Raw genomic sequence first — 26,197 nt, forward strand, 5'->3', positions numbered from 1 at the left:
GGCGAGCGATGTAGGGGGAGGTCGCGCCGGGGTCGGCAAGGAGGATGCCGCGGTGGGCGGCGCGCGGCGAGAATGGCCCGGTGATGAACGCGTCGATCGGGCACTCCGCGCCCGACCCGGTGGCGGTCCTGGACCATCCGCGGTCGGACGCGGCCGAACCGCCGGAACGCCTCCTGTGCCCAAGGCACCTGCTGAGGCGGGTGATCGGCCTGCGCAAGGGCTTCTTCGCCCACTCCCGGCCGTTGCGCACCACCCTCGGACACCTGAGCCTTCAGACGGGTCCGCTCCCGCGACCGACCCGCCGGAACCTCGCCTTCGACGTCATGCTGACGCTCGTCCTCGCGGGTGCCTTGACCGAGTGGGCCGTGGAATCCGGTGCCGGTCGGGTGCGCCACGCACACGACGGCATCGCCCCGTTCGTCGGCTCGACGCAGACAGGCAGTGTGATCGTGGCGCTCGCGCTGGCGGGCGTCGCCACGCTGCCCCTGGCGCTGCGCCGCCGTTACCCACTGGCCGTGCTGTGGATCGTGACGGGCGCCGCGGCGCTGACACCGCACGACGCGCAGCGGCTCGTCTTCTACCCGTGTGTCGTCGCCGCCTACAGCGCGGCTGCCTACGGCCCCTACCGCGTGGCCACGTTGGCGAGTCTGCCGGTGACGGCGGTCTCGGTCGCCACGATCGGGACATCGATGTCCTCGGGGCCGACTTCTCGGTACGTGCCGCCCACGGTCCCCACCCAGTACGTCACGCTGCTGATCCTCGTCCCACTCGTGGTGGCGGCGAGCGGACTGCGGATGTGGAAACTGCGGGCCGACGAGAGCCGGGCACGGATGTCGGCGCTGGAACGTGAGCGGGCCGCGGAGCTGCGCCGCGCCGCCGAGCACGAACGGGCCCGAATCGCCCGTGAGTTGCACGACGTCGTCACCCACAACGTCAGCGTGATGGTCATCCAGGCCGGGGCAGCCCGCAAGATCATGGACGTCGCGCCCGACCAGGCCCGCGAGGCCCTGCTCGCGGTCGAGGCCGGGGGCCGGGCGGCGATGGCCGAACTGCGGCACGCCATGGGGCTGTTGACGATGGAGGCCGAGGGGCCGGAACCCGCCGCCGCGGTGGATCTCGCGCCACAGCCGGGCCTGGACCGGTTGGAGTCCCTGGTCGGACGGGTTCGCGAATCCGGTGTACCCGTGGAACTGACGGTCACGGGGCCGGCCCGTACGCTGCCGTCAGGGGTCGATCTGGCCGCGTACCGGGTGGTGCAGGAAGCGTTGACGAACACGGTGAAGCACGCGGTCGGCGCCAAGGCGACAGTGACGGTCGAGTACGGCGCCGACCGCCTCCGCGTCGACGTCAAGGACACCGGAGGCACACCGGACGCCTCCGCGACGACCACCGGAAACGGCCGCGGCCTGCTCGGTCTGCGCGAGCGACTGGCCGTGTACGGAGGCACCTTGGACACCGGACGACGTCCGACCGGCGGCTACCGTGTCACCGCGCTGATCCCCCTGGAGGCGTGATGACGTCACCGCTTCGGGTGGTGGTCGCCGACGACCAGACCCTCGCCCGTACGGGCTTCCGGATGATCCTCATGGCCGACGGCATCGACGTGGTCGCGGAGGCGGCCGACGGCGCCGAGGCCGTGGAGGCGGTCCGTCGCACCCGCCCCGACGTGGTGCTGATGGACATCCGGATGCCGGAACTGGACGGCCTGGAGGCCACTCGCCGCATCCTGACCGGCGCGTCCGACCCACCTCGCGTGATCATCCTGACAACCTTCGATCTCGACGACCTGGTGTACGCGGCACTGACCGCCGGAGCCAGCGGGTTCCTCCTCAAGGACGTCACCCCCGAGCACCTCGTCTCCGCCGTCCGCCTGGTCCGCTCCGGTGACGCGCTCCTGGCCCCGGCGATCACCCGCCGCCTGGTCGAACGCCATGCCCATCGGTCCCCCGAGACGGCCGCGCTCCATCGTGACCTGGCCCCCCTGACCCCGCGCGAACTCGAAGTCCTGCGTCTGCTCGCCCAGGGCCTGAGCAACACCGAACTCGCCGCCCACCTCCACCTCGCCGAGGCGACGGTCAAGACCCATGTCGCCCGCATCCTCGCCAAACTCGGTCTCCGTGACCGTGTCCAGGCGGTCGTCACGGCGTACGAGACGGGCCTGGTCACACCCGGCACCGTGGCGGGGGGTACGGATCCGTCCCAGCGCCCGTCACCGGAACACGCCGCCCATGGCACTCGTGACTGTCAGTGCCGTGGTGCACACTCGCGATGAGTTGCCGTACGCCTGGGGAGGACGCCGTGTTCGCGGGGATGGACGAGGTCGACTGGGCCTCGATGAAACATGCTTATGGAAGTGCCGAGCACGTCCCGGAGTTGCTCCGTGGACTGGCCTCCTCCTGCGCGCAGGAGCGTGAGAGAGCGCTCGACGGGATGTACGGGGCCGTGCATCACCAGGGCGATGTGTACGACTCGACGCTCGCGTGCGTCCCCTTCCTGTTCGAGCTCGTCGGGCACTCGGAACTCCCCGACCGGGGCGGCATCGTGGAGCTGCTCGTCAGCATCGGCGGTGGCGACGCCTTCGACGACGGTCCACTTGAAGGCGGGGACGACACCGACGGCAACTACGCCATGGCCCGCACGGCGATACGGGCGGGTGCGGCGGCCTTCACAGGCCTGCTCGCGGACCGGGACCCGGAGGTGCGCCGGGCTGCACCGACGGCGCTTGTGCGCTTCCTCGGCCAACCGGAGCGTGTACTGGGGCTGTTGACGGGACGGCTCGAGGAGGAAGAGGAGGAACAGGTGCGGCCGGCCCTGGCCGAGGGCCTGGGACTGTTCGCGCGCCTGCACACCGCGTCCGCCGCTCCCGCGGTGGAGTGCCTGGTCGAACTCTGTGCCGCTCCGCACGACCCCGGGCTGCGGCTCGCCGCGCTCGGCCAACTCGCCGGCTGCGCGCCCGACCGCCTGCCCGCCGACCTCGTGCCCACCGTCGTCGCGCTGCTCCGGGCCAGATCGCGACGCCCTCGGGTGCCGGACCGGCCCGAGCGGCCCGACACCGACACACTCATCGGCCACCTGCGACGCCTGCGCCCCGCCGACGAGGAGGGGGGTCATCTCCTGCGGACCCTGCACACCGCTCTCGGCGGCCGGACGGCCGACCGGATCGCCCTGCTCAAGGGTCAGTTGACCAGCGCCGAATCGGCGGACCGGTGCAATGCCGTGTGGATGTCGGCGGGGCTCTTCCGTGAATGGCGGGGTTCCTACGAAGAGCTGGTCGTGTTGATCGGCGAGCAGCTCGGCACGGAGGAGCAGCGGTTGCGCGACGCCGCGGCCTCCGTCCTGGAGTCCCTCTTCGGCCTGGCCGCCCCGGCCGGCGACCATCTGGCCGCCCTGGTGGCGATGGGTCCAGAGCACCGCGTACGCCAGTGGGAGCGCGGCGTACCCACCCTCGCCGCCCCGCTCAAGGCGCTCGCCAGGGCCGGGGACCCGCGCGCGGTGGCGGCGCTCGCCGAGGTGCTGGACGGTCCGGTCGTGCCGCCCGAGACCGGTCACGAGGTCCGGCACTTGGGCCCGGCGGCGGCGGCCCCGCTCGCTCCACTCCTGCGCGAGCGGCTCGGCGAGGTTCCCCTCGACGCGTTCGATACGTACGAACGTGCCGAACCGCTGCTGTTCGCGCTCGGCAGGCTGCGACACGCGCCGGCGGTACCGGAGATGCTGCGGCTGCTGCACGGTGCGCCGGAGGGGCTGCGAAGCCGGGTGTGGCTCGTGCGGGCGATCGCCGACGCGCTTGGCGGATGCGGCCCGGACGCGCGGGAGGCGATACCGGCCCTGCGCAAACTGCTGGACGGGGGATCCGCCGTGGCGGCGGCCGGCGCGCTCTGGTCGGTGGAGGGAGACGCGGAGGCCGTACTGCCTACGCTGCGACGAGAATTGGTGGAGGAGCCGGTCCACGCACGCAACGCGGCCGAGGCCCTGGGCCGACTGGGGCCCGCGGCCCGACCCGCCCTGCCGGCGCTGCGCCGCATGGTCGACTCCGGGAAGGTGTGGCGGCGCGCGATCGCCGCGGCCGCCCTGTGGGACATCGCGGGGGATCCCGGGCCGGTCCTCCCTGCGCTCCGCTCCGCCTGGGAGCAGAACGCGGACACCCACGCCGTCCTCGCCGACTGTCTGACCCGAATGGGTCCGGCGGGCGCACCCGCCCACGATCTGCTCCGTACGGAACTCGCCACACCGCGGCGGCACCAGGCGCGCGCCGGCGGATACAGCAGCCATGACATCGACGAGGACGAACAGCTCCTGCGTGCCTGCCGCGCCGCCCTGGACGCCGCGTAGAAACCGCAGCTCAAAGCCGGTTGAGCACAACGCCTCGGGGCATTGTCAGACCCCTCCCCTACTGTGATCACCATCGTCGGCAGGTGGGTTCGGGAGGGGTCCTGTCATGGGTTGGATCGAGACATCCAGTGGGTACGCCCTCACGTTGGACGGCACGCAGGTGCGGTGCCGCAACGCGGCGGGACGCACGCTGAAGCAGGTGCCCGGGAAGCTGCGGGACGACGTGGAGGTCGTCCGGCTGCGGCAGTTGGCCGAGTGGCTGGAGCGCCACGAGCAGGAGTGCCGCTCCCAGGTGGACACCTGGATCGTCCGCTCCCTGCCCGTGCCGACGGACCTGCTGGCCCGGGTGTGGCCCGACGCCGCCTGGCAGGCGGCGCTGCGCGACCTGGTGGTGGCACCGGTGGACACGGACGGCACGGTCTCCTTGGAGAGCGCCGGGTTCCTGCGGGACGCGGACCCGGAGCGGGGTCTCGGCGTGGTCGACCTGGACGGCGACTCGGTCCGGCTCACGGCGCGGACGGTGGTGATACCGCATCCGGTGCTCCTCGAAGACCTGGAGGAGCTGCGGGAGTTCGCCGCGGAGCTCGGCGTCGAGCAGGGCGCGGGCCAGCTGTTCCGGGAGGTCTGGCCGCGGCCGGACGAGAGGGACGGCGCCGCCTTCGAGTGGAGCGCCTACTCCGGCGGCAAGTTCGAGGAACTGCGGCACGCGACGGCACGGGCGGGTTCGTACGGCTATCGGGTGCGCGGCGGGTACGCGGTGTGCCCGCTGATCGAGAGCGGGGTCGCGGTGGAGGCGGCGTACTGGATCGGCGCCGACTACCCGGAGTCCGAGACCCGCACCGGCGGCCTGGAGTGGCGGGCCGCGGGCGGACGCCGGCTGCCGCTGCGGGAGGTGGGGCCGGTGGCCTGGTCGGAGGGGGTTCGGATGGCGGCTTTGGTGTACGCGGGGCGTGTGGTGAACGGCGAGGACGAGGAGGGGGAGCTGTGAGCGGGCATCAGCTGCTGGAGTCGGGAGCGGTACTGCCGCTGGGCGAGAGTGCCGGCGACGTGCTGACGGCGCGGACGTACGGGCATCCCGTGCTGGAGGGGCGCACGGTGGTGCGGCTGGTGCCCGAGGCGATCGGGGCCGCCGAGGACCTCGCCCTGGAGTACCTGGGCTTCGGCACCGCCGAATCGGCGCCGGTGGGCCGGGTGAAGCGCCGGTCGCTGGGCTTCCCCGCCTGGGCGCTGGTCAACGACCCGGTGAACGGGCACCATGCGCTCGCCGTGGTCAAGGAGATGGAGCGGCTCACCCGCATGGTGGCGAGCAAGCCGGGGCACGCCAAGGACGGCTTCGACGAGATCGGCACCCGGCTGGACCGCTCGGTGCCGCACTTCCTGCCGACGTACTACGAGCAGGTGGCCCGGCTGTTCCTGGCGGCGGAGTCGCGCCAGCACGCCGCGTCGTTCTTCGGCAAGGCCCGGGCCGCCGAGCAGCGCCACGCCCTCGACGTGGACGAGGACCGGCTGCGGGAGGTGTTCCTGGAGTTCGCCGGGGCGGGCGCGCTGAGCGGAAAGGCGCTGCGCGACCACGCCAAGGGGCTGACGGCACGGCTGTCCGGGGCAGACGCGTACGAGCAGTTCAGGACGCTGTCGTCGCAGCGCTGCGCGGCCGGGATCGCCCCCTACGCGGGCATGCTGGAGGATCTGCGGCGGCTGGCGAAGAGGGCGGGGCTCGATCCGCGCGCCGAGGAGCGCGCGCTGCTCGCCGAGATCCTCCCCTCGGGGGCCATGAACCGGGCGGCCGGGAGCTTCTGGAAGTCCGCGCTGCCCGCTCTGGCGGAGCTGGCGCACGAGGATCCGGCGGTACGGGAGCGGCTGTTGACGCTGATGCCGTCCACGGGCGGTGATCAGCGCGAGGAGTTCGACGCGGCGTGGCTCGCGCTGCTCGATGCCTGCGGGGCGACCGGTCTGCTGCTCGACGGCACGGTCGACGCGGCCGACTGGCTGAGCTCCTGGGACCGACACCGTCAGCGTGGCTGGCGGCAGCGCAAGCGGCTCGTCGACGAACTCGCCCTGGTGGAGCGGCTGGCCCCCCGGCTGATCGCCGACGGCAAGCCGGTGCGGCTGCTGCGCGAGCAGGGCTGGAACTCCTACGTGGATCTCGACCTCCTGGACACAGCCCTCGCGGCGGGTGTGCCGGTCGCCGACCCCTCGCCGAAGACCGAGGGCCTGGAGCTGCGCTACTGGACGGACGACGAGGGGCCGGGCCGCCGGGACCTGGTCGCGGTCGCCGCCGACCCGCGGTTCGCTCCCCTGTTGCGCAGGGCGGTGGAGAGCCTCTCGCTCGTGGACGCACCCGCGTCCGGGCCTTCGGCCCGCGTGCGACGGCTCGCGGACCATCCGGCGCTGCGCACGGCCGTGGCGGGCTGGCTTCGGGACCGGGCCGACGAACTGGCCGGGCCGGTCGGCCTGCCGGGACTCAAAGAGCTGCTGACCAAGGTCTCCCGCTTCTCGGCACCCACAGCACTGGCGACGGCACCGGAGGCGGTCCGGCGCATCGTCGGCTTCGATCCCGCCCCGGTCCTGGGCCACACCCTGCGCACGGGCATCCTCGACGAACTGGGCTGGCCCGCCCTCGAAGATGCCCTGGACACCCTCGGCAAGGTCACTCCTCCGGCGAGTGGACTGCACTCGTGGCACCCTCAGCACGGCCGGTCGTACCAGTACGCGGACGCCTGGCCCGCGCTGATCGTCCGTGTCGAGACCCAGGTCGCGCTGGCCGGCCCCGACGCCCTGCTCGACGCGCGCACGCTCACCCTGCCGTCCCAGGGACGCCAGTACGGCGAGCCGACGGTACGTCACGTGGACGGCCAGTGGCTCATCGCGTCCGGGTACGGGAACGAGCAGCGGGCCGTCTGGTCCGGACGCCCCGCCGACGTGTTCAAGCCGACAGGCCTGCCGGGCGGCTGGTACGGCGGCCACACGGTGTCGCTCGCGCTGCCCGACGGCGGCCGCTGCTTCGGCGGCCGGCCCGTGCACGCCGGGGACACCACGTTCGCCGAGCAGCGCCGCGAGATCGCCTCGGACGGCATCTCGTACTGGGTACTGCACGAGAACCACTGGCACGAGTACGACCCCGCCACCGCCAAGCGCGGCCGGGCGTCGGTGCCGGCGTTCTTCGACTCGGCGCTCGCCGACGCCCGCCCGGGCATCGTCCTCACCCAGTCGGACTGTCGGCTGCTGCCGGTCCAGCCCAGCCTGGAGAGTTCACCGTTCGGCAGCAAGGACGGGCTGCTCGGCTGGTGGGTGACGCACGATCAGAACTCCGGTGCCTGGACGGCCTGTTCGGTCGACGGGAGTCGCAGTCCGGCGACCACCAAGGGCATTCCGACCCCGCCCCTGCGCCTGCCGGGCGGCGCCGTCCTGCACCCCGTGCAGGAGGGCTGGAACCGCACGTTCGTCGAGCTGTGCGACAAAGACGGCCTTTCGGTGGCCCGTGTCCAGCTGGGCGACCGCGGCAGCGCGCACGCGGCGGGCACCCGCTTCCTGCCGCCGCTGTGGTACTGGCACGCGCTGCGCCCGCGCGACGAGCACGGCTCGGCCGCACTGCGGGCCGTGACCGACGCCGACGCCACCGCCCTGCTGGCCGCCGTCCGGGACGGCGAGAGCCCACGGGAGGCCGTGGCCCGGCTGCTGCCCGCCGTCACCGACGAGCGGCTCGCGCTCGGGGTGGCCGGGTTGGTCGAGGAGACGGCCCGCTGCGCCCAGCGGATCGCCGGGCTCGCCGAGCGGGCCGAGCGGCCGGTCGCGGCGCCGCGGGACGAGGAGAAGGAAGTCCGGCACGCGTACGACCACGTCCTGCGCGAGGCGCTGCGCGAGCTCACCGCTCCCGGACACTTCTACGGTTACTACGGCAACGAGCAGCACGCCACCACCGCGGTCGACCAGCTCAGGGCCTTGCGCTCGCTGTTGGCCCCGGGCACACCGCCCGCGAAGTTCCCGTTCGTCGGCACCGGGGTCGCCTGGCTCTCACTGACCGGTCCCGGCACGGCGGCGGCCGCCCTGCGCGCCGCCGCGCCCACCACGCCCGAGGACCAGCGCGCCGCGCTGCTGGAATTCCTCGACGTCGTACTTTCGGTCGGCGACGGCGTGCTGGTCGATCCCCGTGGACGGCTGCGGGTCGCGCAGCTCAAGGCCTCCCGGTCGGAGCGGCCGGAGCGGGTCGGGGAGGTACTGGCCTCGGGCGACCGGCGGCTGCTGATCCTGTCCTGCCAGAAGGTCGACGCGGACGACGCGTACTGGAACGCCGTCGAGTACGACCCGGCAGGCGAGTTCGGCCCCTGGGAGGGCTTCGCGCTCATCGAGTCCGAGATCCGGGGCACGTCCGGGGACGAGACGGTGGCGCCCGCCGTGCGACGGTTGGTGGCGCTCGTCAGGGAGCGGGGACCGCTGCCCTACCGGCCGGAGCAGGCACAGGAGTTCGCCGAGCGGGTCGGGGTGAGCGCGGTGGCCGGAGCGCTGCTGCTCCTGGGGCTGCCCGGGCTCAACTCGTACGGCAAGGAGGGGCTCCTGCCCGCGGAGCGGCTCGAGCCGCTGGGCGCGAAGAGCGCGGAGGCGCAGGCCGCTCGGAGCGCACTCGGCGAACTCGCGGTCGGCGAGCGGCAGTTGTTCGCCGCCGCACTGGTCCCCGTGGATCCCGGACACATGGAGCGACTGTGGACCGACGGTTTCGACCTGGAGCCCGTCGTACGGCTCTGGATCGAGCGGCGCGGGCAGCGGCGGGCGGCGCCGCCCGAGCTGATCGCGCGGATGGTGAGCGAGATCGGTCCGGGCCGGATGCTCGACGCCGTCCTCAACCCCCAGGCGCGCCCTGAGCTCACCGGTCGCACCGAGCAGCGGATGCGGGGCAACGGACTCGAACCGCTGGACGCTCAGGCCCTGTTCACCGGCTCCACCCTGGCCGCGTACGTCAGTATGCTGCGCTGGCTCGCTTATCGGCTCCCCTACGGCGATCCGCTGCGCGCGATGCTGCCCGAGACCCTGCGCATGCTCCGCGAACGTCTCACCGACCCCGGACTGCTGCTCGACCTCGGGGTGACCTGGGGACATGACGGCGACACGGTGTCGACCCGGGTACGGGAGACGTTCGGGCTGCCCGCCCAAGGGGGCGGTGACGCGGAGGGCGTGCTGCGGGCTGGTCCGGCGATCGTGCTGGCGCCGATGCGGCACCGCTCGGAGTGGGACACCGTATGGCTACGGCCGTCGGCCGTGCTGCCGCAGGCGGGCGAGGAGGGCGGACCCGATCACCCGGCGCTGCGGCTGCTCGCGGCGCTGAGCCGGGACAGCGGGCAACTGCAGTCGCTGCGCACCGTGCTGAGCGAGCAGTTCACCGCCCTGATCACGGCGGACGGCCCTCCCGGAGCCGCACAGAACCCGGCCCACAGCGTGCCGGAGCTGGTGGCCGAGGCGGCGCAGCGGTGCGGGCTCTCCGAGGACGCGGCCGGGCTCTACCTGATGCTGCTCGCGCTCCCGGACCCGACGGACCGCAACCAGGCGGCCTGGACCGGCTGGAAGCCGGCGCGGCTGAAGCGGGCCAGGGCCGAACTGGCCGCCGCGGGGCTGGTGGTGGAAGCGAAGCGGTCCCGGGCCGGGCGAGCGCAGTTCCTGCCCGGCGGCTGGCTGGAGCACAAGGCGCCGCGGTTGCCCCTCGAGCGCTGGAAGGCCCCGCTGCTGCCGGAGACGGGACACGGTTTCGTGGTGCCGGACCGCCCGGTGCCGGCGTTGTTCGCGCGGGCCTGGCGGAGGGTCGTCGAAGGCGACGCACCCGGGTTCGAGGAGTTCGCCGGGCGCGGTGGCCGGGGCGGCCGAAGTGGAGGCAGGGCATGAGCGGCGGGCGGAACACGAAGAGCGGGATGACGGTGACGGATGTGACGGAGGCGACGGGCGCGCGGCAGATCGAGCTGCCTGAGGACCGTCACGCCGAGGAGCTGGCGTTCCTCGCGGCGTACGACGAGGGGCCCCGACCGCCGGGCTGGCGCCTGACTCCGCGTGCCGTGGTGACGTTCGTGTGCGGTTCGGACGGCGAGACGCTGAGCGGCGCGCAGGGGCAGCGGCTCGTCGTGTCACGGAAGTTCGTGGGCGACCGAGGACTGGTCGAGCGCTGTGTGGTGACGCTCGCGGGCGAGCGGGGTCTGCTGCTGGTCGGTGAGCCGGGCACCGCCAAGTCGATGCTCTCCGAGCTGCTGGCCGCCGCCGTGTGCGGCACCAGCGCGCTCACCGTGCAGGGCACCGCGGGCACCACGGAGGACCAGCTCAGATACGGCTGGAACTACGCGATGCTGCTCGCCGCGGGGCCGAGCCGCGCGGCCCTGGTGCCCTCGCCCGTGCTGACGGCGATGACCCGGGGAGCCGTCGCCCGGATCGAGGAGGTCACCCGCTGTCTGCCCGAGGTGCAGGACGCGCTGGTATCCCTGCTGTCCGAACGGCGGATGGCCGTACCGGAGTTGGCGGGCGGACCGGACGGGGACGGCACGGTGCACGCCGTACCGGGGTTCACGCTGATCGCGACGGCCAACCTCCGTGACCGTGGCGTCTCCGAGATGTCGGCCGCCCTCAAGCGCCGCTTCAACTTCGAGACCGTCGGTCCGATCGACGACCTCGACGCGGAGACGGAGCTGGTGCGTGGCCAGGCCACGGCTGCGCTCGCCCGCTCGGGTGCCCGTTTCTCCGTGGACGACGCGGTGCTGGAGGCGCTGGTCACGGCCTTCCGGGACCTGCGCTCGGGCCGAAGCGCGGAGGGCTGGGAGGTGGAGCGGCCCACCACGGTGATGTCGACGGCGGAGGCGGTTCAGGTCGCCACGTCGATGGGCCTCGGCGCCGCGTATCTCGGAGACGGCAGGGATGTCGTGCGCACCCTGCCCGGGCATCTGCTCGGCACGGTGCGCAAGGACGACCCGGCCGATCACGCACGGCTGCTGGGCTACTGGGACGGTCCGGTGCGGCGGCGCGCGGAGCAGGGCGCCGCACTGTGGCGGACGCTGTGGGAGCTGCGCGATGACCTCGCGTGAGGCCGCGGCCGACTCGGCGGCGTCGCCCGAGGCGGCTCTCGAGGCGCTGGCCGCGTGTCGGGAGCCCTTCCTGATCGGCGTGCGGCACCATTCACCGGCGCTCGCGGCGGCCGTACCGGGGATGCTGTCGGCGGCGGCGCCGGAGGTGCTCTTCATCGAGCTTCCGGAGGAGTTCGCGCCTTGGCTGGAACACCTGGGGGATCCGGCGACGGTGCCACCGGTGGCGCTGGCGGGGAGCCGGGAGCACGGCGATGTGGTCTTTCTGCCCTTCGCCGAGTTCTCCCCGGAGCTGGCGGCGATCCGGTGGGCGAGGCAGGCGGGGGTGCCGGTCGTGCCGTTCGATCTGCCCCTGGCCGCGCGGGACGTGCGGGAGGCGGCGCGGGAGAAGGCCGAGGAATCGGATTCGGGCCGTGCGGGCGGCGGGCGAGGTCGGCTGACCGCCGCCCTGCGGGCGCGCGCCGGAGGCCGGGCGGAGGACGACCTGTGGGCCCGGCTGGTGGAGTCGGCGGCGCCGGGTGCCGCGGCGGAGGAGTTGCGTCGCGCCGCGCTGCTCGTCGGCTGGGCGTTGCGGACAGACCCGGGAGAGGGCGCCGTGGACCCGTACGACCTGCGGCGCGAGGCCAATATGCGGCGACGGCTGGCCGAGCACGCGGGACGGCGTACGGCGGCGGTGATCGGGGCGTTTCACGCGCCGGCGCTGCTGCGGGCGGATTCCGGTCCGGTGGGTTCAGGTGCCGGTCCGGAGGGTTCGGGCGCCGGTCCCGGGGAGGACGTCCCCTCGGTCGTCACCTCCCTCGTGCCCTACTCGTACCCGCTGCTCGACGAGCGGTCGGGCTATCCGGCCGGAATCCGTGATCCGGAGTGGCAGCGGGGGGTGTTCCGGGCGGCCGGGGAGCCAGGGCGGCTGGACGAGTTGCTGACGGCGACGGCCGTGCGGATCTGCGCCGCCGTCCGCGAAACGGGGCATCCCAGTGGGCCCGCGGACGCCCGGGAGGTGGTGCGGGTGGCGCGGGACCTGGCCACGCTGCGGGGGCTGCCCGCCGCGGGCCGCGGAGAGCTGGTCGAGGCGGTGCAGACGGTGCTCACGCAGGGCCAGTTGCTGGGGCGGGGGCGGGTGGTGGCCGCGGCCATGGAGCGGGTGCTTGTCGGTGACCGGCAGGGGAGACTCGCCCCGGGGACGCCGCGCTCCGGCCTTGGCCCAGCGGTGGAGGGCCTCCTCGCGGAACTCTCACTGCCGTCCCCCACCGCTCCCGCCCGTCGTGACCTGCGGCTCGACGCGCTGCGGTCCGAACTCGACCGCCGGCGCGAGATCTGTCTGCGCAGGATGGCGGTCTGCCGTGTTCCCTACGGCGAGGAGGCCAGCGTCGCCGGGGTCGGCGAGGGCGCCGCGCTCACCACGCGGTGGACGGCGGCCTGGACGCCGTCGACCGCCGCGATGCTGGATGTGACGGGCGTTCATGGAGTGACGCTGGAGCAGGCGGCCGGCGGCGTACTCGCGCGGCGACGGGCGGCGGAGCGGCGCGACGGCGGTCCGACCGCGGCCCAGGTGCTCGCGGGGTTCGAGGACGCGGCTCGCTGCGCCCTACCGGGGCTCGCTTCGGAGCGCCTCGCGGAAGTCGCGGAACTGCTGCCCGCGTCCGGCACCCTGCCCGAACTCCTCGCCGGACTCGACCTGCTGAGCCGGATCGGCGCCGGACATGTGCCCGGCCTGCCCGCCCCGTGGGAGAAGGAGCGGGTGGCGGCGGCGTACGAGGAGCTCGGCGCCGCCGGTGTCCGCGCGCTCGACGGGCTGACCGGTTCCACGGACGCCGCCGACGCCCGCGCTCTGATGGACCTCGCCACCCGGGTGGACGGCGCGGGCGGCGGGCTCCGGCTCGCGGACGCCCTCACCCGCCTGGACGAGGACGGTACGCCGCTGATCCGGGGCGCCGCGGGAGCCGCCCGGGTGCTGCTGGGGCTGCGGGAGGCGACGGAGTTCGGTACCCGGCTCGCTTCCCGCGTCGACGGTGCGGTGACTCCCGAACTCCGGTCCGAGCTCGCCGCGTTCCTGCGCGGCACACTGCTCGCCGCCGGTCCCCTGCTGGAGACGGGCGATGCCGTGGACCCGCTCCTGGAGCGCGTCGAGTCCCTCACCGACCGGGCCTTCCTCGACCGACTGCCCGCCCTGCGCGCCGGTTTCGACGTCCTGGCGCCGGCGGCCCGGTCCCGGATGCTCGCGGCGGTGGAGGACCGCACCGGTCGCGCGGTGGGCGAGTTGCCGGACGTGGTGGCGGAGCCGGGGTTCCTGGCACGGATGGCGGCGGCGGACCTGGCGGGGCGTGCGGCATTGGCGACGGCGGGGTTGGGCCCGTCGGGCGCGGAGCCGTCTCCGACCTCGGATCACGCCCCTCGGACCAACCCCGCCGTGCCGAACGGCCTCGCCATGCCCAACCGTGTCGCCGTACCCAACAAACTCGCCGTACCCAACAAACTCGCCGTAACTGACAGTCTCGCCGTGCCCGACAGTCTCGGCCCCGGCGACCGCTGGCGGCTCCTGCTGGGCAGGGCGCGGCAGTTGACGGGGCGGGCCGGACGGATCGCGCGCGCACTCGACGAGTTGTACGGGAGCGGGCGCGGCGAAGGGGTCGGGGAGCCCGGCGACGCGGGTGCCGGCGGCGGGAGCGAGGCGTCGTTCCCGGATGTGCGGAGCTGGTCCGAGGAGCTCGCGGCGCTCTTCGGACCCGGGGTACGGGAAGAGGTGCTGGCCGCGGCCGCCGACGCCGGACGCGTCGACGCCCTGCAGGAACTCGACCCCGCCTCGGCCCGTCCCTCGGTCGAACTCCTGCGGACGGTCCTCTCCTACGCGGGAGGCATGCCCGAGCGGCAACTCGCACGGCTCCGGCCACTGGTGGCCCGGCTGGTCAAGGAGCTCACGGACGCTCTCGCGCACAGGCTGCGGCCCGCGCTCGCCGGTCTCGCGCATCCGCGGCCCACCCGCAGACCGGGCGGCCCCCTGGACCTCGCCCGCACCGTGCGCGCGAATCTCTCGACGGCGCGCCGCGATCCGGCGACGGGAGCGGTGAGGGTGTTGCCCGAGCGACCGGTGTTCCGCACCCGGGCCCGCAAGGCGGCGGACTGGCGGCTCGTACTGGTCGTCGATGTGTCCGGGTCCATGGAGGCCTCGACGATCTGGGCGGCGCTCACCGCGTCCGTGGTCGCCGGGGTCCCGGCTCTGAGTACGCACTTCGTGGCGTTCTCGACGGAGGTGATGGACCTCACCGACCAGGTGGACGATCCCCTCGGGCTGCTGCTCGAGGTGCGGGTCGGCGGCGGGACGAGCATCGCGCGGGGTCTGCGGCACGCGCGCTCACTGGTGACGGTTCCGTCCCGCACGCTGGTCGTCCTGATCAGCGACTTCGAGGAGGGGGGTCCGGTGGGCCCGCTGCTGTCCGAGGTGCGGGCGCTCGTCGACTCGGGCTGCCATGTCCTCGGTTGCGCCTCGCTCGACGACGCGGGTCGACCGCGCTACTCGGCCGGTGTGGCGGGGCAGTTGGTGGCCGCGGGCCTGCCGGTGGCGGCCCTCAGCCCGCTGGAACTGGCCCGTTGGGTGGGCGAACGCATGGGAGGTACGCACCGATGACCACACTTCCCCCGGTGACGGCCGAGGTGGCGGCCGCCGCGCTGGATTCGCTCCCGACCCGGCTGCGCAAGCGTGCCGACTCGGCCGCGGCCAAGGCGGCGAACTGGCCCGTCGCCACTACGGACGCGACGGTCGTGGTGCGGGTCGACGACGCGACGACGGTCACCCTGACCACCACGGCCGGCGTCGTGACGTCCGCCGAGGACGCCGTGTGCAGTTGTCTGCTCGCGCCCGCGTGTCTGCATCGCGCGGCGGTCCTGACGCTGGCACCGCTGGCGCAGGAGACGGACGGGCCGGAAGCGACGACCGTCGTCCCGTCGGACGCCGGGACCTCCGCCCGCACGCAGAGCCTGGAGGCATCAACAGCCGTTGGGATCGACCAGGTTCAGGAGGGGACACCAGCCGCCGCCGACCCTCCGGAGACCGGGGCCTTCCAGCTCACTCCTCCGCAGTCCGCGGCGGTCGGGGCCCTCCAGGCGGCCGCGACCGCCGTACTGGCAGCGGGAGTGACCGGCGCCGGTGCCGTGCACCGTGCCACGCTCCTGCACGCCGCCCACTCGGCGCGCGTCGCCGGACTCCACCGTGTCGCGGCCGCGGCCGTGCGGGTGGCGCGGCGGCTCTCCGAGGCGGGCACCGGGGGCCCGGCGTTCCGGCTGTCCGAACTTGCCTCGGAGCTGGCGGAGTTGCTGGCCGTCGCGGGCGAACTGGGCCGCGTTCCGGACCCGGAGCTGATCGGCATCGCACGTCGTGCCTATGTGGCGAACGGTTCGCTGCGACTGCACGGTCTGTTCACCGAGCCGGTGGTGACCGCTTCGGGGTACGCCGGGGCGGTCACGTACGCCCTCGCGCGGGACGGCCGACTCCGCTCGCTGTCGGACGTGGCGCCGGGTGACGCCGACCGGGCTCGACAGGCCGCGGGCTCCGCGGTCCCCGGCGGCAGCGCCCTCACCCTGCGGGAACTGGGCGACCACGGCGGGGCGATCCTCACCGACCCGACCGTCTCGCCGGACGGGCGGATCGGGGGTGGCGGCGTGGTCCGTTCCGTACGGGCGTCGGGGGCGCGTTGGCACGAGGAACCGCTCGACACCCTCTGGCGGCGTTCCCCGGCCGACCAGGTGGCAGCCGCGCTGCGGTGGTCGGCGGAGCCCGCCGATGACCGGGACGCGGGTGGTGACCTGCTCTTTCTCACCGGGACGATCACCGGCGGGGGGTTCGTCGTGGACGGCGGTCCCACCGTGCGTCTCCTGGCGCCGGACGAGCGTCCCGAACTCGCCTACGCCGAGAATCTCCGGCTCCTCACGGGGGCCCACGGTCTGTCCCTGCGCCTCGTGGCCCGGCTCGCACCGGACCGGCCGAGCGGTGTACGCGCCCTCGCCGCGGCCTGGCGGAGCGCCGAAGGTGACACGATCCGCGCGGACCTCGGCCTGCGCCTCCTCAACCGCACCCACCTGCCCAGGACCGGGACGGCCGTCATACCCGCCACCCCGACACCCGCGCTTCCCACGGAACTCGACCTCCTGCGGCGGGCCGTGGACCGCGCGGTCGCGGGTGGGCGTGCCGTCACCGCCGCCGTGGCCGGCGGCGAACTCCCCCGTCGGCTCGGGGCAGTGGGTCTGACCACGGGGGCCGCATGCGCGCGGGCGCTGGTGGACACCGCGTCGGACCGCCGCCACGACGCGCTGGGCCGCCTGCGGCCGGCCGACCCGGACGCGTACGCCCGCGCCTGGCTCGCGTCGTCCGCCTACACCGCGGCCGCCACAGCGTCCCTCCTCACGGCCGCGTGGGCACCTGAGGGGGACGACGGTACCGCCTGACTCCGCTCCCCTCAGCCTGTCTTCCGCCCCCACAGGGGCCCCACCCGTTGCCAGTCCTCGTCCCACTGCGCCATGCGCCGCCGTTCCATGCGTCCGCGTACCAGCCGTCCGCCGATGAACGGCACACCCGCGACGCTCACCCCGACCATGACGCCCACCAGAGCGGCACGCAGCCGGGCCTGGGAGGGCGTGGCGGGCCTGGTGACGAGTCGGCCGTCGGCGTCCGTCCACACCGTCACCGGGGTGCCCGCGGGGGTGCCGACGGTCACCCGGGCCCGGCCGGCGTGCGGCGAGCCGTCCGCCGCGGTCCAGTGGACCTTCGCCCAGACCATGTCGGCGTCGTTCGCCGACGCGGTCGACTTCGGCACGTCGTCGTTGAGCAACGCCGGGACGGAGTGCCACTCGGCCCGCTGCCGGGCAAGGCCGCTCTCCACCGACTGCGTCGCCAGCACGCCGGTGAGGACCCCGCCGATCACGGTGAGCGCCCAGGCGGCGAGCACGATCCAGGCCTCCAGGGCGTCACTGCGACGCCGCAGCGGATTGCGCCGCCATCGCCACAACCACACCTTCGAAACCTTCGGACCACGGAATGCCGCCATCGATGGCATCCTCCTCACGACCGCACGGACATGCCACATCGCCCTCCCATACGGGATCGGTCCCTCCGATGCTCACAGCGAGTCCCACGACCCGTGCGTTCCAGGAGTCCGGCCACCCCTCCGCCGTGCACGAGTCGACCGCGGCGAGGCGCCGCCGAAGATCGACGCCACCCCCCTGACCTGTGGCGATGCGGCATACAAGGGAGAGTGTCAGTGCCGGGGTGCAGACTGGCCGATGCTGGGACGACGTCGTCGCGGAGGTGATCGGCATGGGCGAGGTACTGCTCACCGTAGGTACACGCAAGGGGCTCTTCATCGGGCGGCGGCGCGGCGCCGTCTGGGAGTTCGACGAGAGTCCGTACTTCAACGCGCAGGCCGTGTACTCGGTCGCGATCGACACCCGCGGCGAAACACCACGGCTGCTGGCCGGAGGGGACAGCGCGCACTGGGGTCCGTCCGTCTTCCACTCCGACGACCTGGGGCGGACGTGGACCGAACCGGCGCAGCCGGCCGTCAGGTTCCCCAAGGACACCGGGGCTTCGCTGGAGCGGGTGTGGCAGTTGCACCCCGCGGCGGCCGAGCCGGACGTGGTGTACGCGGGCACCGAGCCGGCCGCGCTGTACCGCTCCGAGGACAGAGGCGAGTCCTTCGAGCTGGTCCGCCCCTTGTGGGAGCACCCCACCCGGTCGAAGTGGGTGCCGGGCGGCGGTGGCGAAGGACTGCACACCGTCCTCACCGACCAGCGCGACCCACGGGCCGTCACGGTCGCCGTCTCCACGGCGGGGGTGTTCCGTACGCACGACGGCGGGGCGAGCTGGGAGCCGTCCAACTCCGGTGTCTCCGCGGTGTTCCTGCCGGATCCGAACCCTGAGTTCGGTCAGTGCGTGCACAAGATCGCACAGGACGCCTCGACTCCGGACCGGCTCTATCTGCAGAACCACTGGGGTGTGTACCGCAGCGACGACGCGGGCGGCGAATGGACCGACATCGGCGCGGACCTGCCGTCCACCTTCGGGTTCGCGGTGGCCGCGCATCCGCACCGCGGCGACACGGCGTACGTCTTCCCGATCAACGCCGACGCGGATCGCGTCCCGGCCGACCGGCGCTGTCGTGTCTTCCGCACGGAGGACGCGGGCAGGACCTGGGATCCGCTGACGGCGGGGCTGCCCACGGAGGACCACTACGGCACGGTGCTGCGCGACGCGCTCTGCACGGACGGCGCGGACCCGGCGGGCGTGTACTTCGGCAACCGCAACGGCGAGGTGTACGCGTCGGCGGACGACGGGGACAGCTGGCGGCAACTGGCCTCCCATCTGCCGGACGTGCTGTGCGTACGCGCCGCGGTCGTCGGCTGAGGCCGGGAGCCGCCTCTCGGACGACCTCCGGCGCCGATCATCACGGGTGGCGGTGCCGAACGGGTGGCGGTGCCGACCCGGCCGATAGCGGGTTCACCGCGTCGGGCCGTCTCCCGCGCCGCTGGCGCGCCGTGACAGGAGGCGTGAGCATGGAGGTATGGGGATGGCGGTGAAGACGTGACGCCTGCGTTTCCGGAATCCGGCGAAGGCCCAGGCACAGAGCCCTGTATCGGGACGGAAGAAGAAGCCTCGGACGCGGCGGCGATCGTCACCCTGGCCGGCACGGTGATCGGCTGGACCAGAAGCGCGGAAGAACTCCTCGGCCGTGCGGCACACGCGGTCGTCGGCGGCTCTGTGGGCCGTCTGCTCGCCATGCCGGAAGACCCCCACCGCCTGACGGAGATCGTGAAGCGCTGCCGTGGCGGTCGGCCGTGGAGCGGAATGGTCACGCTGTGGCACGGCGCCGGTCGTCGTGTCGAAGTGAACCTGCGGGTTTCCGCGTCGTTCGAGGTCGGCGGCGTCGAATGCTTTCTGGTCTCGGCACGGGAGCGGATCACGCGGTGGGCCATGGGGCAGTCCGTGCTGGACGGTTTTCTGACCCGTTCGCCCGTGGGCATGGCCATCGTGGACATGGACCTTCGCTGCGTCTGGTGCAACAGCGTCCTGGAGAGCATCGGCGGCGTACCCCGTGAGCAGCGTCTGGGCCGACGCCTGAGCGACCTGCTCCCGGGCCTGGAGGGGGAGACCATCGAGGGCGTGATGCGCAAGGTACTGCGGACCGGCGAGCCGGTCAGCGACTTCGAGTACCTGGGCTGGAGCTGGGCCGACCCGCATCGGCAGCACGCCTACTCCACGTCGTTCTTCCCCCTGGTGGACGCCGAGGGCACCGTCACGGGCATCTGCTACATGGTTCTCGACGTCACCGACCGGTGGAACGCCCGCCAACTGCTCTCCATGGTCAATGACGCGGGAGCCTGTGTGGGCAGCACCTTGGACGTCATGAGGACGGCCCAGGAGCTGGCCGACTTCGCCGTACCCCGGTTCGCCGACTTCACCGTCGTGGATCTGCTGGAGCCGGTCCTCAGCACCGAGCGGCACGGGACCTGGCTGTCCGACGCGGGTCCGCCGACGGCGCCGCCGCTGATGCGGCGGGCGGGCATGAGTTCCGTCCGGGACGGGTGCCCGGAGGCGGTCGCCCAGGTCGGCGACCCGGTGGACTTCATCCCTCCCCCGCACGATCTCGGCCTCCTCGCGAACGGCGACCCCGTCCTCATACCGGTACTGAACCCCGACAACCCTCAATGGATCGTCGAACAGCCGTCCCGGACCTCGACCATTCGCGAGTTCGGACTTCACTCACTCATCTCCGTACCGATGCGGGCGCGCGACACCGTCCTCGGCCTCACCACCTTCATCCGCTCGCAGAACCCGGCTCCCTTCACATCGGACGACGTACTGCTCGCCCGGGAACTCGTCGCACGAGCGGCCGTCTGCGTCGACAACGCGCGCCGCTACACGAGGGAGCACCACGCCACGCTGACGCTCCAGCACAGCCTGCTGCCCCATACGCTGGAGGGCGGTATGGCCGTGGACGTGGCCTCCATGTATCTGCCCGCGGACGCCAAGGACGGTGTGGGCGGGGACTGGTTCGACGTGATCCCGCTGTCCGGAGCCCGAGTCGGCCTCGTCGTGGGCGATGTGGTCGGCCACGGCCTGAGTGCGGCCGCCACGATGGGCCGGCTGCGCACCGCGGTGCAGACGCTCGCCGACATGGACCTGCCCCCCGACGAGCTCCTGGCCCACCTCGACGACCTGGTGCTCCGCCTCAGCGAGGAGGAGCCCCATGACGCGTCGGCCGACCTGATCCGGACGACGGTGATGGGTGCCACCTGCCTGTACGCCATCTACGATCCGGTCACACGGAACTGCACGCTGGCCCGGGCCGGCCATCCGCCGCCGGTCCTCGTCACTCCGCAGGGCGGTGTCCGTTTCCCCGAACTGCCGCCCGGTCCGCCACTGGGGCTGGGTGGTCTCCCCTTCGAGGCAGTCGACATCGAGCTCGCCGAGAACAGTCTGATCGGGCTCTACACCAACGGCCTCATCGAAGACGACGCGCAGGACGTCGACGTCGCAATGGCCCGCCTCGGGGACGTCCTGGCCCGTTGCGATCTCCCGCTCGAGACGCTCTGCGCCGACGTGAGGGGCCTGGCCTCCACACCGCAGTCCGACGACGTGGCGTTCCTCGTGGCGCGCACCCACGCTCTCAGCGCCGACCGCGTCGCCTCGTGGGACGTGGCCTGCGATCCCGCCGCGGTGGCCGGGGCCCGGGCCCTCGCCACCCGCCAACTCCGGGAATGGGGAATGGAAGAGCTGACCATGCAGACCGAACTCGTCGTCAGCGAGTTGGTCACCAACGCGGTGCGCTACGCCCCGGGCGCGGTCCGCCTCCGGCTGCTGCGCGCGTCCCGACTGATCTGCGAGGTCACCGACACCAGCAACAGCTCTCCGCGGCTGCGGCACGCCCGGACCACCGACGAAGGGGGACGCGGCCTCTTCCTCGTCGCCCAGCTCGCCCACCGCTGGGGCACCCGGTACACCCACGAGGGAAAGATCATCTGGGCGGAACTGGACTCGTAGGCGAAGACAGCGCGCACCACCCGACGGCGTCCGACCACGGCACGGTCGCGTCACCCCCAGCGCGGCGGTGACGTCGGCGAGGTGGTCCTTGACGGGGCCGAGGGTGATCAGACCGCTTCCCGCGCCGGCGAGTTCTCCGGCGGCCGGCAGCAGGCGGATGCGGGCGCGCTCCAGCGCACCCCGGTCACCGACCTCCAGCGCGACAACGGCCTCCAGGCAGCAGCACGCCTCGTACATCAGGTCGCCCGGCGGCTCCGGCAGCGCGCGCCGAGGAAGCCCCCGCCGAGGTCGTCAAGGCCGTCCGGGACCTCCTCGCCGACCGCTGACCACCGACCGCCAACCGCCAACCGCTGATCCCCGACGGGATCTCGTCCCCCACCACCTGAGCGGATCTCCTCCGCCCCCGTACCGTTTCGCCGCGTGCCGGACCACGCGCCGGGTGAGAATCAGGGGATGACTGTGCCACCTGAGACCTCGCCCCTGTCGGGGCAGACCGTGTGCGGCAAGGAGGCGCACGGTCCGCTGCGCGCCTTCCTGCGGACGGAGACCGGCAGTGCCGCCGTCCTGCTGACCGCCACGCTCGCGGCCCTCGCCTGGGCGAACATCGGGCCGGGCACGTACGAGGCCGTCTGGCGCACCGAGTTGTCGGTCCGTCTCGGGGCCGGCGGAGTCTCGTTGGAATTGCGGGAGTGGGTGAACAGCGGGCTGATGACGCTGTTCTTCTTCGTGGTGGGACTGGAGGCGCGCCGGGAGTTCGACCTGGGCGAGCTGCGGGAGCGCCAAAGGGTGACGCTGCCGCTGCTCGCCGGGCTCTGCGGCATGGTCGTCCCTGTCGCGATCTACCTGGCCCTCAACGCGGGCCACGACTCCCTGCACGGCTGGGGCGCGGCCATGTCGACGGACACGGCCTTCGCCCTGGGCATGCTCGCCCTCTTCGGGGCACGGCTGCCCGACAGTCTTCGGGTGTTCATCCTCACCATCTCCGTCGTGGACGACTTCCTGGCACTGGCCGTGATCGTCGTCGTCTACAGCGGCGCCCTGGCCCTGCCCGCACTGCTGACGGCGCTCGGCCTCTTCGCCGGCGTCGTGCTGGTGCGGCGCACCCTCGGAATGCGGATTCCCGCTCTGTACGCGGTCCTGGGCGTGGCGGTGTGGGTCGCGCTGCTCAAGTCGGGGGTGGACCCGGTCGTGACCGGCCTCGCGATGGGCCTGCTGACCTACGCCTACCCGGCCGAGCGGGGCGACCTGGAACGGGCGAGCCGCCTGTTCCTGCGCTTCCGCGAACAGCCGACCCCGGAACTCGAACGCTCCGTACGGCGCGGGATCTCCTCCACGCTCTCGCCCAACGACCGGCTCCAGCAGATGTTCCACCCCTGGACGAGCTATGCGATCGTGCCGCTGTTCGCGCTCGCCAACGCCGGCATCACCATCAGCGGCAGCCAGTTGGCGCATGCCTTCACCTCACCGATCGCCCTCGGCATCCTCCTCGGCTATGTGCTCGGCAAGCCGCTCGGCATCATCGGCGCCACCTGGCTCACCACACGCGTCAGCCGCGGGCGTCTGCACCCGCCGGTCGGCTGGGGCGCCATCACCGCGGGCGGCACCCTGGCAGGGGTGGGGTTCACCGTGTCCCTGCTGATCGCGACGCTCGCCTTCGACGGGGCCCGGCTGGCGGAGGCGAAGATCGGCATCCTCGCCGCCGTGATCTGCTCGTTCCTCCTCACCTGGCTGGTCACCTGGGTGATCGGCGCCCTTCCCAGGCGTTCCCGCGTCCGGGCCCTGCTCGGCACGGGCACCTCCATCGTCGATCTCAGCGATCCCGTCGACGTGGACCGCGATCACGTACGCGGCCCGCTGGAGGCGCCCGTGACGCTCGTCGAGTACGGGGACTTCGAGTGCTCGTACTGCGGCCTGGCCGAGCCCGTGGTGCGTGAGTTGCTCGCCGACTTCGGCGACGTGCGGTACGTGTGGCGGCATCTGCCGCTGACCGACGTCCATCCGAACGCCCAGTTCGCCGCGGAGGCCGCCGAGGCCGCGGCCCACCAGGACGGGTACTGGGAGATGCACGACCTGCTGATGGAGCACCAGGGTGACCTGCGGCCGAAGGATCTGCTCCGCTACGCCGAGGAGATCGGCCTCGACACCGAGCGCTTCCGTAAGGATCTCCGTGCAGGCACGGGGGTGGCCCGGATCGCGGCGGACGTGGAGTCCGCGGACCTCAGCGGCGTTTCGGGCACGCCGACGTTCTTCGTCAACGGCCGTCGTCACTACGGCGCCTACGACATCGCCTCGCTGTCGGCCGCGGTGCGGGCGGCGCGGCAACGGGCGGCGCTGCAAGGGGTCGGCCGCCAGGACTGAGAGCCGGTCGGCCGCTGTACCGCTCATGGCGAGTGCCCCGGCCCGCGGGTCAGGGCCCCGTCGAGGGGTCGGCGTGATCATGGGAGGTACGGCGGCCCGCTTCGACGCTTCCTTTGATACCGAGTTTTCTGCGTGCGCGCTGGTAGAACGTCGTACCGCCGAGACGCACGACATGAGCCGCCGCGGGGCATGCCGTCACGGTGATCTGGTCGTCCGCGTCGAGGTAGCCGACCACTTCGCCGTCGACCTCGACCGCCAACCGCCCGGTCGTGGGGAGGAGTTCCAGGGTGACGTCCTCGTCCGCGGGCAGGACGAGCGCCCGGTCGAACGACGAGTGCGCGCTGGCGGGCACGACCAGGATGGCCTCCACCCGGGGCGAGAGGATCGGGCCTCCCGCGGCGAAGCTGTACGCCGTCGAGCCGGTCGACGTGGAGACCACGACGGCGTCGGCCGAGTAGCGGATGAACTCGTCGCCCTGGAGGCGGATCGCGATGGCGGCCATGCCGCTGCCGGGTACCCGTACGAGGGCGATGTCGTTGAACGCGCGGACCTCGCGCCCGTCCGGGAGGCGCGTCCGTACGGCCATCCGGGCCTCGGTGGTGAACTGACCGCCGTCGATCCGGTCCAGCGCCGACGGCAGTTCGTCGACGTCGACCTCGGCGAGGAAGCCCAGCCGGCCCAGGTTGACGCCGAGCACCGGGGTGGGGCTTCCGGAGAGCAGCCGCATCGAACGGAGCATGGTCCCGTCCCCGCCGAGACTGACGATCAGACCGGCCCGGGCGACCAGAGCTTCCGCCGACACGGAGACCGCGCTGCAGTCGATACGGCCCACCTCGTCCGGCAGCCCCAGCACCTCGGCCTCGTTCTTGCGGGCCCACTGCACGACCGAATCGATGACCGGTCCCGGATTGCGCCGGGGATGCAGGATCAGGCCGATCGATCCGATCAGACCCATGAGAGGTTCCCTTCCGTCGATACGCCATGCCCAGGTGGTCCATCATTGCCCTGAGAGCAGCGTTTCCGACCGGTACGGCGCGGAACGCGGCCTGGGTTGACTCGTGCGGAAGGGACCGACGGCGCAGCGGCGCCGTCGACGTACTGCCGCGCCGGTCCCCGCCCCCGCCTCAGGCCTGGTACGGCTGCTGCGGCTGGCCGTACTGCTGGCCGGCCTGACCGCTCGCCGCCTGGGCCTGCAGCTGCTCCGCCTGCTCCTTGGTCGCCTTCTGCTCCGCACCGCAGAAGGTGCACTGCGTCGAGTACTTCGACGAGATCGGGAACAGCGGCACGAAGAACAGCGTGAACTTCGTGACACGCTTGCGGAGCGTGTGCGCGGAAGGATTGCCGCAGCGGCCGCACACCAGCGTCAATATCGCGAGCTGGTACAGGTATCCCCTGGTGCCAAAAATGATCATGCTGTTCGTCCCCTCCCGGGTCAGTGTGGACGAGCGGCGAAACGCGCTCGCGGAGCACAGTGTCGTGCACGTCGACGCGCTCGGCGGTCGCGGGGTTGTGCGGTACCGCCCGACCACCGCGGCCGCCGCGACGGCCCTGTTCTACGGCAGGCGCCAGTCCACCGGTTGCACGCCCTGCTTCACCAACAACTCGTTGGCCCGGCTGAACGGACGTGAGCCGAAGAACCCGCGATCGGCCGACATCGGTGAGGGGTGGGCGGACTCGATCGCCGGGAGATCCCCGAGCAGCGGCCGAAGATTGCGGGCGTCCCGCCCCCACAGGATCGACACCAGCGGCTTTTCCCGCGCGACCAGCGCCCGGATCGCCTGCTCCGTGACTTCTTCCCAGCCCTTGCCGCGGTGCGCCGCGGGCTTGCGGGGCGCCGTCGTCAGTGCCCTGTTGAGCAGCAGCACGCCCTGCTCGGTCCAGGGCGTCAGATCGCCGTTGGACGGCCTGGGCAGGCCCAGGTCCGTGTGCAGTTCCCGGAAGATGTTCTCCAGGCTGCCGGGCAGCGAACGCACCTCGGGCGACACGGCGAAGCTCAGCCCGATGGCCATCCCCGGTGTGGGGTAGGGATCCTGGCCGACGATCAGGACGCGGACGTCGTCGAAGGGCTGTTGGAAGGCCCGCAGGACATTCGCCCCGGCCGGGAGATAGGTCCGGCCTGCCGCTATCTCGGCCCGGAGGAAGTCCCCCATGGCGGCGATGCGTTCGGCCGCAGGTTCCAGAGCCTTCGCCCAACCTGCTTCGATGAGTTCATGCAAGGGTCGTGGTGCCACGACGCGCCACTCTACTGGCACGCGCGGTGGCCCGATTCATACGGACGAGCGCCGCGCGCGGACCCGCCTTTCAACGCTAATCTTCCTCCTCGCCGAGATCATCGAGCCGGTCCAACCGATCGCCCAGCCGGTCAGCAGGGAGGAGGGGAGCTTGTTGCGTCCCCTGGTCGAGCGACTCCGCTGTCGTCATCATGCCTGTTCACCTT

Annotated in this window: 15 protein-coding genes; 11 read left to right on the top strand and 4 right to left on the bottom strand. The window is 72.8% G+C overall.

The window, feature by feature from the left end; all coding sequences use genetic code 11:
- Nucleotides 1-83: 83 nt before the first annotated feature.
- The 8 genes from OG568_RS07790 to OG568_RS07825 all read left to right on the top strand — a co-directional run bounded on the left by OG568_RS07790 (nucleotide 84) and on the right by OG568_RS07825 (nucleotide 16,811).
- Nucleotides 84-1,514 (top strand): sensor histidine kinase, encoded by a 1,431-nt coding sequence (locus OG568_RS07790; protein WP_329530854.1) that lies wholly within the window; start codon nucleotides 84-86, stop codon nucleotides 1,512-1,514.
- Complete coding sequence (locus tag OG568_RS07795) at nucleotides 1,514-2,272, top strand: response regulator transcription factor (protein ID WP_329530855.1); 759 nt, start codon at nucleotides 1,514-1,516, stop codon at nucleotides 2,270-2,272. Before OG568_RS07790 ends, OG568_RS07795 begins: the two co-directional genes overlap by 1 nt.
- Nucleotides 2,273-2,298: 26 nt before the next feature.
- Nucleotides 2,299-4,329, top strand: coding sequence for a HEAT repeat domain-containing protein (locus OG568_RS07800; protein WP_329530856.1), 2,031 nt, complete (start codon nucleotides 2,299-2,301; stop codon nucleotides 4,327-4,329).
- Between the two features lie 106 nt (nucleotides 4,330-4,435).
- Complete coding sequence (locus OG568_RS07805) at nucleotides 4,436-5,317, top strand: DUF4132 domain-containing protein (protein ID WP_329530857.1); 882 nt, start codon at nucleotides 4,436-4,438, stop codon at nucleotides 5,315-5,317.
- Nucleotides 5,314-10,197, top strand: coding sequence for a hypothetical protein (locus OG568_RS07810; protein WP_329530858.1), 4,884 nt, complete (start codon nucleotides 5,314-5,316; stop codon nucleotides 10,195-10,197). The genes OG568_RS07805 and OG568_RS07810 overlap by 4 nt, the downstream gene beginning before the upstream one ends.
- A gap of 26 nt (nucleotides 10,198-10,223) precedes the next feature.
- On the top strand, nucleotides 10,224-11,378 hold the full coding sequence (locus tag OG568_RS07815; RefSeq protein WP_329536296.1) for an AAA family ATPase: 1,155 nt from the start codon (nucleotides 10,224-10,226) through the stop codon (nucleotides 11,376-11,378).
- Nucleotides 11,365-14,997 carry a vWA domain-containing protein gene (locus tag OG568_RS07820; RefSeq protein ID WP_329530859.1) on the top strand — a complete coding sequence of 1,211 codons (3,633 nt, stop codon included), beginning with the start codon at nucleotides 11,365-11,367 and terminating at the stop codon, nucleotides 14,995-14,997. The genes OG568_RS07815 and OG568_RS07820 overlap by 14 nt, the downstream gene beginning before the upstream one ends.
- Entirely contained in the window at nucleotides 14,994-16,811 is a 1,818-nt protein-coding gene (locus OG568_RS07825) for a hypothetical protein (protein WP_329530860.1), read from the top strand. The genes OG568_RS07820 and OG568_RS07825 overlap by 4 nt, the downstream gene beginning before the upstream one ends.
- Nucleotides 16,812-16,822: 11 nt before the next feature.
- On the opposite strand, the gene OG568_RS07830 is transcribed toward OG568_RS07825, so the two are convergent.
- Nucleotides 16,823-17,410 carry an Rv1733c family protein gene (locus tag OG568_RS07830; RefSeq protein ID WP_329530861.1) on the bottom strand — a complete coding sequence of 196 codons (588 nt, stop codon included), beginning with the start codon at nucleotides 17,408-17,410 and terminating at the stop codon, nucleotides 16,823-16,825.
- Between the two features lie 269 nt (nucleotides 17,411-17,679).
- Between OG568_RS07830 and OG568_RS07835 the strand changes: the two genes are divergently transcribed.
- From OG568_RS07835 to nhaA, 3 genes are all read left to right on the top strand, one after another.
- Complete coding sequence (locus OG568_RS07835; protein ID WP_266431791.1) at nucleotides 17,680-18,765, top strand: WD40/YVTN/BNR-like repeat-containing protein; 1,086 nt, start codon at nucleotides 17,680-17,682, stop codon at nucleotides 18,763-18,765.
- Between the two features lie 177 nt (nucleotides 18,766-18,942).
- Entirely contained in the window at nucleotides 18,943-21,402 is a 2,460-nt protein-coding gene (locus OG568_RS07840) for a SpoIIE family protein phosphatase (RefSeq protein WP_443077578.1), read from the top strand.
- A gap of 453 nt (nucleotides 21,403-21,855) precedes the next feature.
- Nucleotides 21,856-23,760, top strand: a complete 1,905-nt coding sequence (gene nhaA, locus OG568_RS07845; protein WP_329530862.1) for a Na+/H+ antiporter NhaA — start codon at nucleotides 21,856-21,858, stop codon at nucleotides 23,758-23,760.
- 49 nt (nucleotides 23,761-23,809) lie between these two features.
- Here nhaA and OG568_RS07850 read toward each other — a convergent pair whose 3' ends face one another.
- The 3 genes from OG568_RS07850 to OG568_RS07860 all read right to left on the bottom strand — a co-directional run bounded on the left by OG568_RS07850 (nucleotide 23,810) and on the right by OG568_RS07860 (nucleotide 25,991).
- On the bottom strand, nucleotides 23,810-24,715 hold the full coding sequence (locus tag OG568_RS07850) for an NAD(+)/NADH kinase (protein WP_266588690.1): 906 nt from the start codon (nucleotides 24,713-24,715) through the stop codon (nucleotides 23,810-23,812).
- Nucleotides 24,716-24,884: 169 nt separating this feature from the next.
- Nucleotides 24,885-25,172, bottom strand: coding sequence for a zinc-ribbon domain-containing protein (locus OG568_RS07855; RefSeq protein ID WP_329530863.1), 288 nt, complete (start codon nucleotides 25,170-25,172; stop codon nucleotides 24,885-24,887).
- A 141-nt stretch (nucleotides 25,173-25,313) separates the two neighbouring features.
- Nucleotides 25,314-25,991 (bottom strand): uracil-DNA glycosylase, encoded by a 678-nt coding sequence (locus OG568_RS07860; protein WP_266427083.1) that lies wholly within the window; start codon nucleotides 25,989-25,991, stop codon nucleotides 25,314-25,316.
- Nucleotides 25,992-26,197 lie beyond the last annotated feature (206 nt).

Origin of the sequence: Streptomyces sp. NBC_01450 (genome assembly GCF_036227505.1) — a bacterium.
Classification (GTDB): Bacteria; Actinomycetota; Actinomycetes; order Streptomycetales; family Streptomycetaceae; genus Streptomyces.

What these genes read in the sequence shown, in the direction of transcription:
- OG568_RS07820 (WP_329530859.1), top strand. Translation starts at nt 11,365, where the DNA reads ATGACCTCGCGTGAGGCCGCGGCCGACTCGGCGGCGTCGCCCGAGGCG.
- OG568_RS07825 (WP_329530860.1), top strand. Translation starts at nt 14,994, where the DNA reads ATGACCACACTTCCCCCGGTGACGGCCGAGGTGGCGGCCGCCGCGCTG.
- OG568_RS07795 (WP_329530855.1), top strand. Translation starts at nt 1,514, where the DNA reads ATGACGTCACCGCTTCGGGTGGTGGTCGCCGACGACCAGACCCTCGCC.
- OG568_RS07805 (WP_329530857.1), top strand. Translation starts at nt 4,436, where the DNA reads ATGGGTTGGATCGAGACATCCAGTGGGTACGCCCTCACGTTGGACGGC.
- OG568_RS07790 (WP_329530854.1), top strand. Translation starts at nt 84, where the DNA reads ATGAACGCGTCGATCGGGCACTCCGCGCCCGACCCGGTGGCGGTCCTG.
- OG568_RS07855 (WP_329530863.1), bottom strand. Translation starts at nt 25,172, where the DNA reads ATGATCATTTTTGGCACCAGGGGATACCTGTACCAGCTCGCGATATTG.
- nhaA (WP_329530862.1), top strand. Translation starts at nt 21,856, where the DNA reads ATGACTGTGCCACCTGAGACCTCGCCCCTGTCGGGGCAGACCGTGTGC.
- OG568_RS07850 (WP_266588690.1), bottom strand. Translation starts at nt 24,715, where the DNA reads ATGGGTCTGATCGGATCGATCGGCCTGATCCTGCATCCCCGGCGCAAT.
- OG568_RS07815 (WP_329536296.1), top strand. Translation starts at nt 10,224, where the DNA reads ATGACGGTGACGGATGTGACGGAGGCGACGGGCGCGCGGCAGATCGAG.
- OG568_RS07830 (WP_329530861.1), bottom strand. Translation starts at nt 17,410, where the DNA reads ATGGCGGCATTCCGTGGTCCGAAGGTTTCGAAGGTGTGGTTGTGGCGA.
- OG568_RS07835 (WP_266431791.1), top strand. Translation starts at nt 17,680, where the DNA reads ATGGGCGAGGTACTGCTCACCGTAGGTACACGCAAGGGGCTCTTCATC.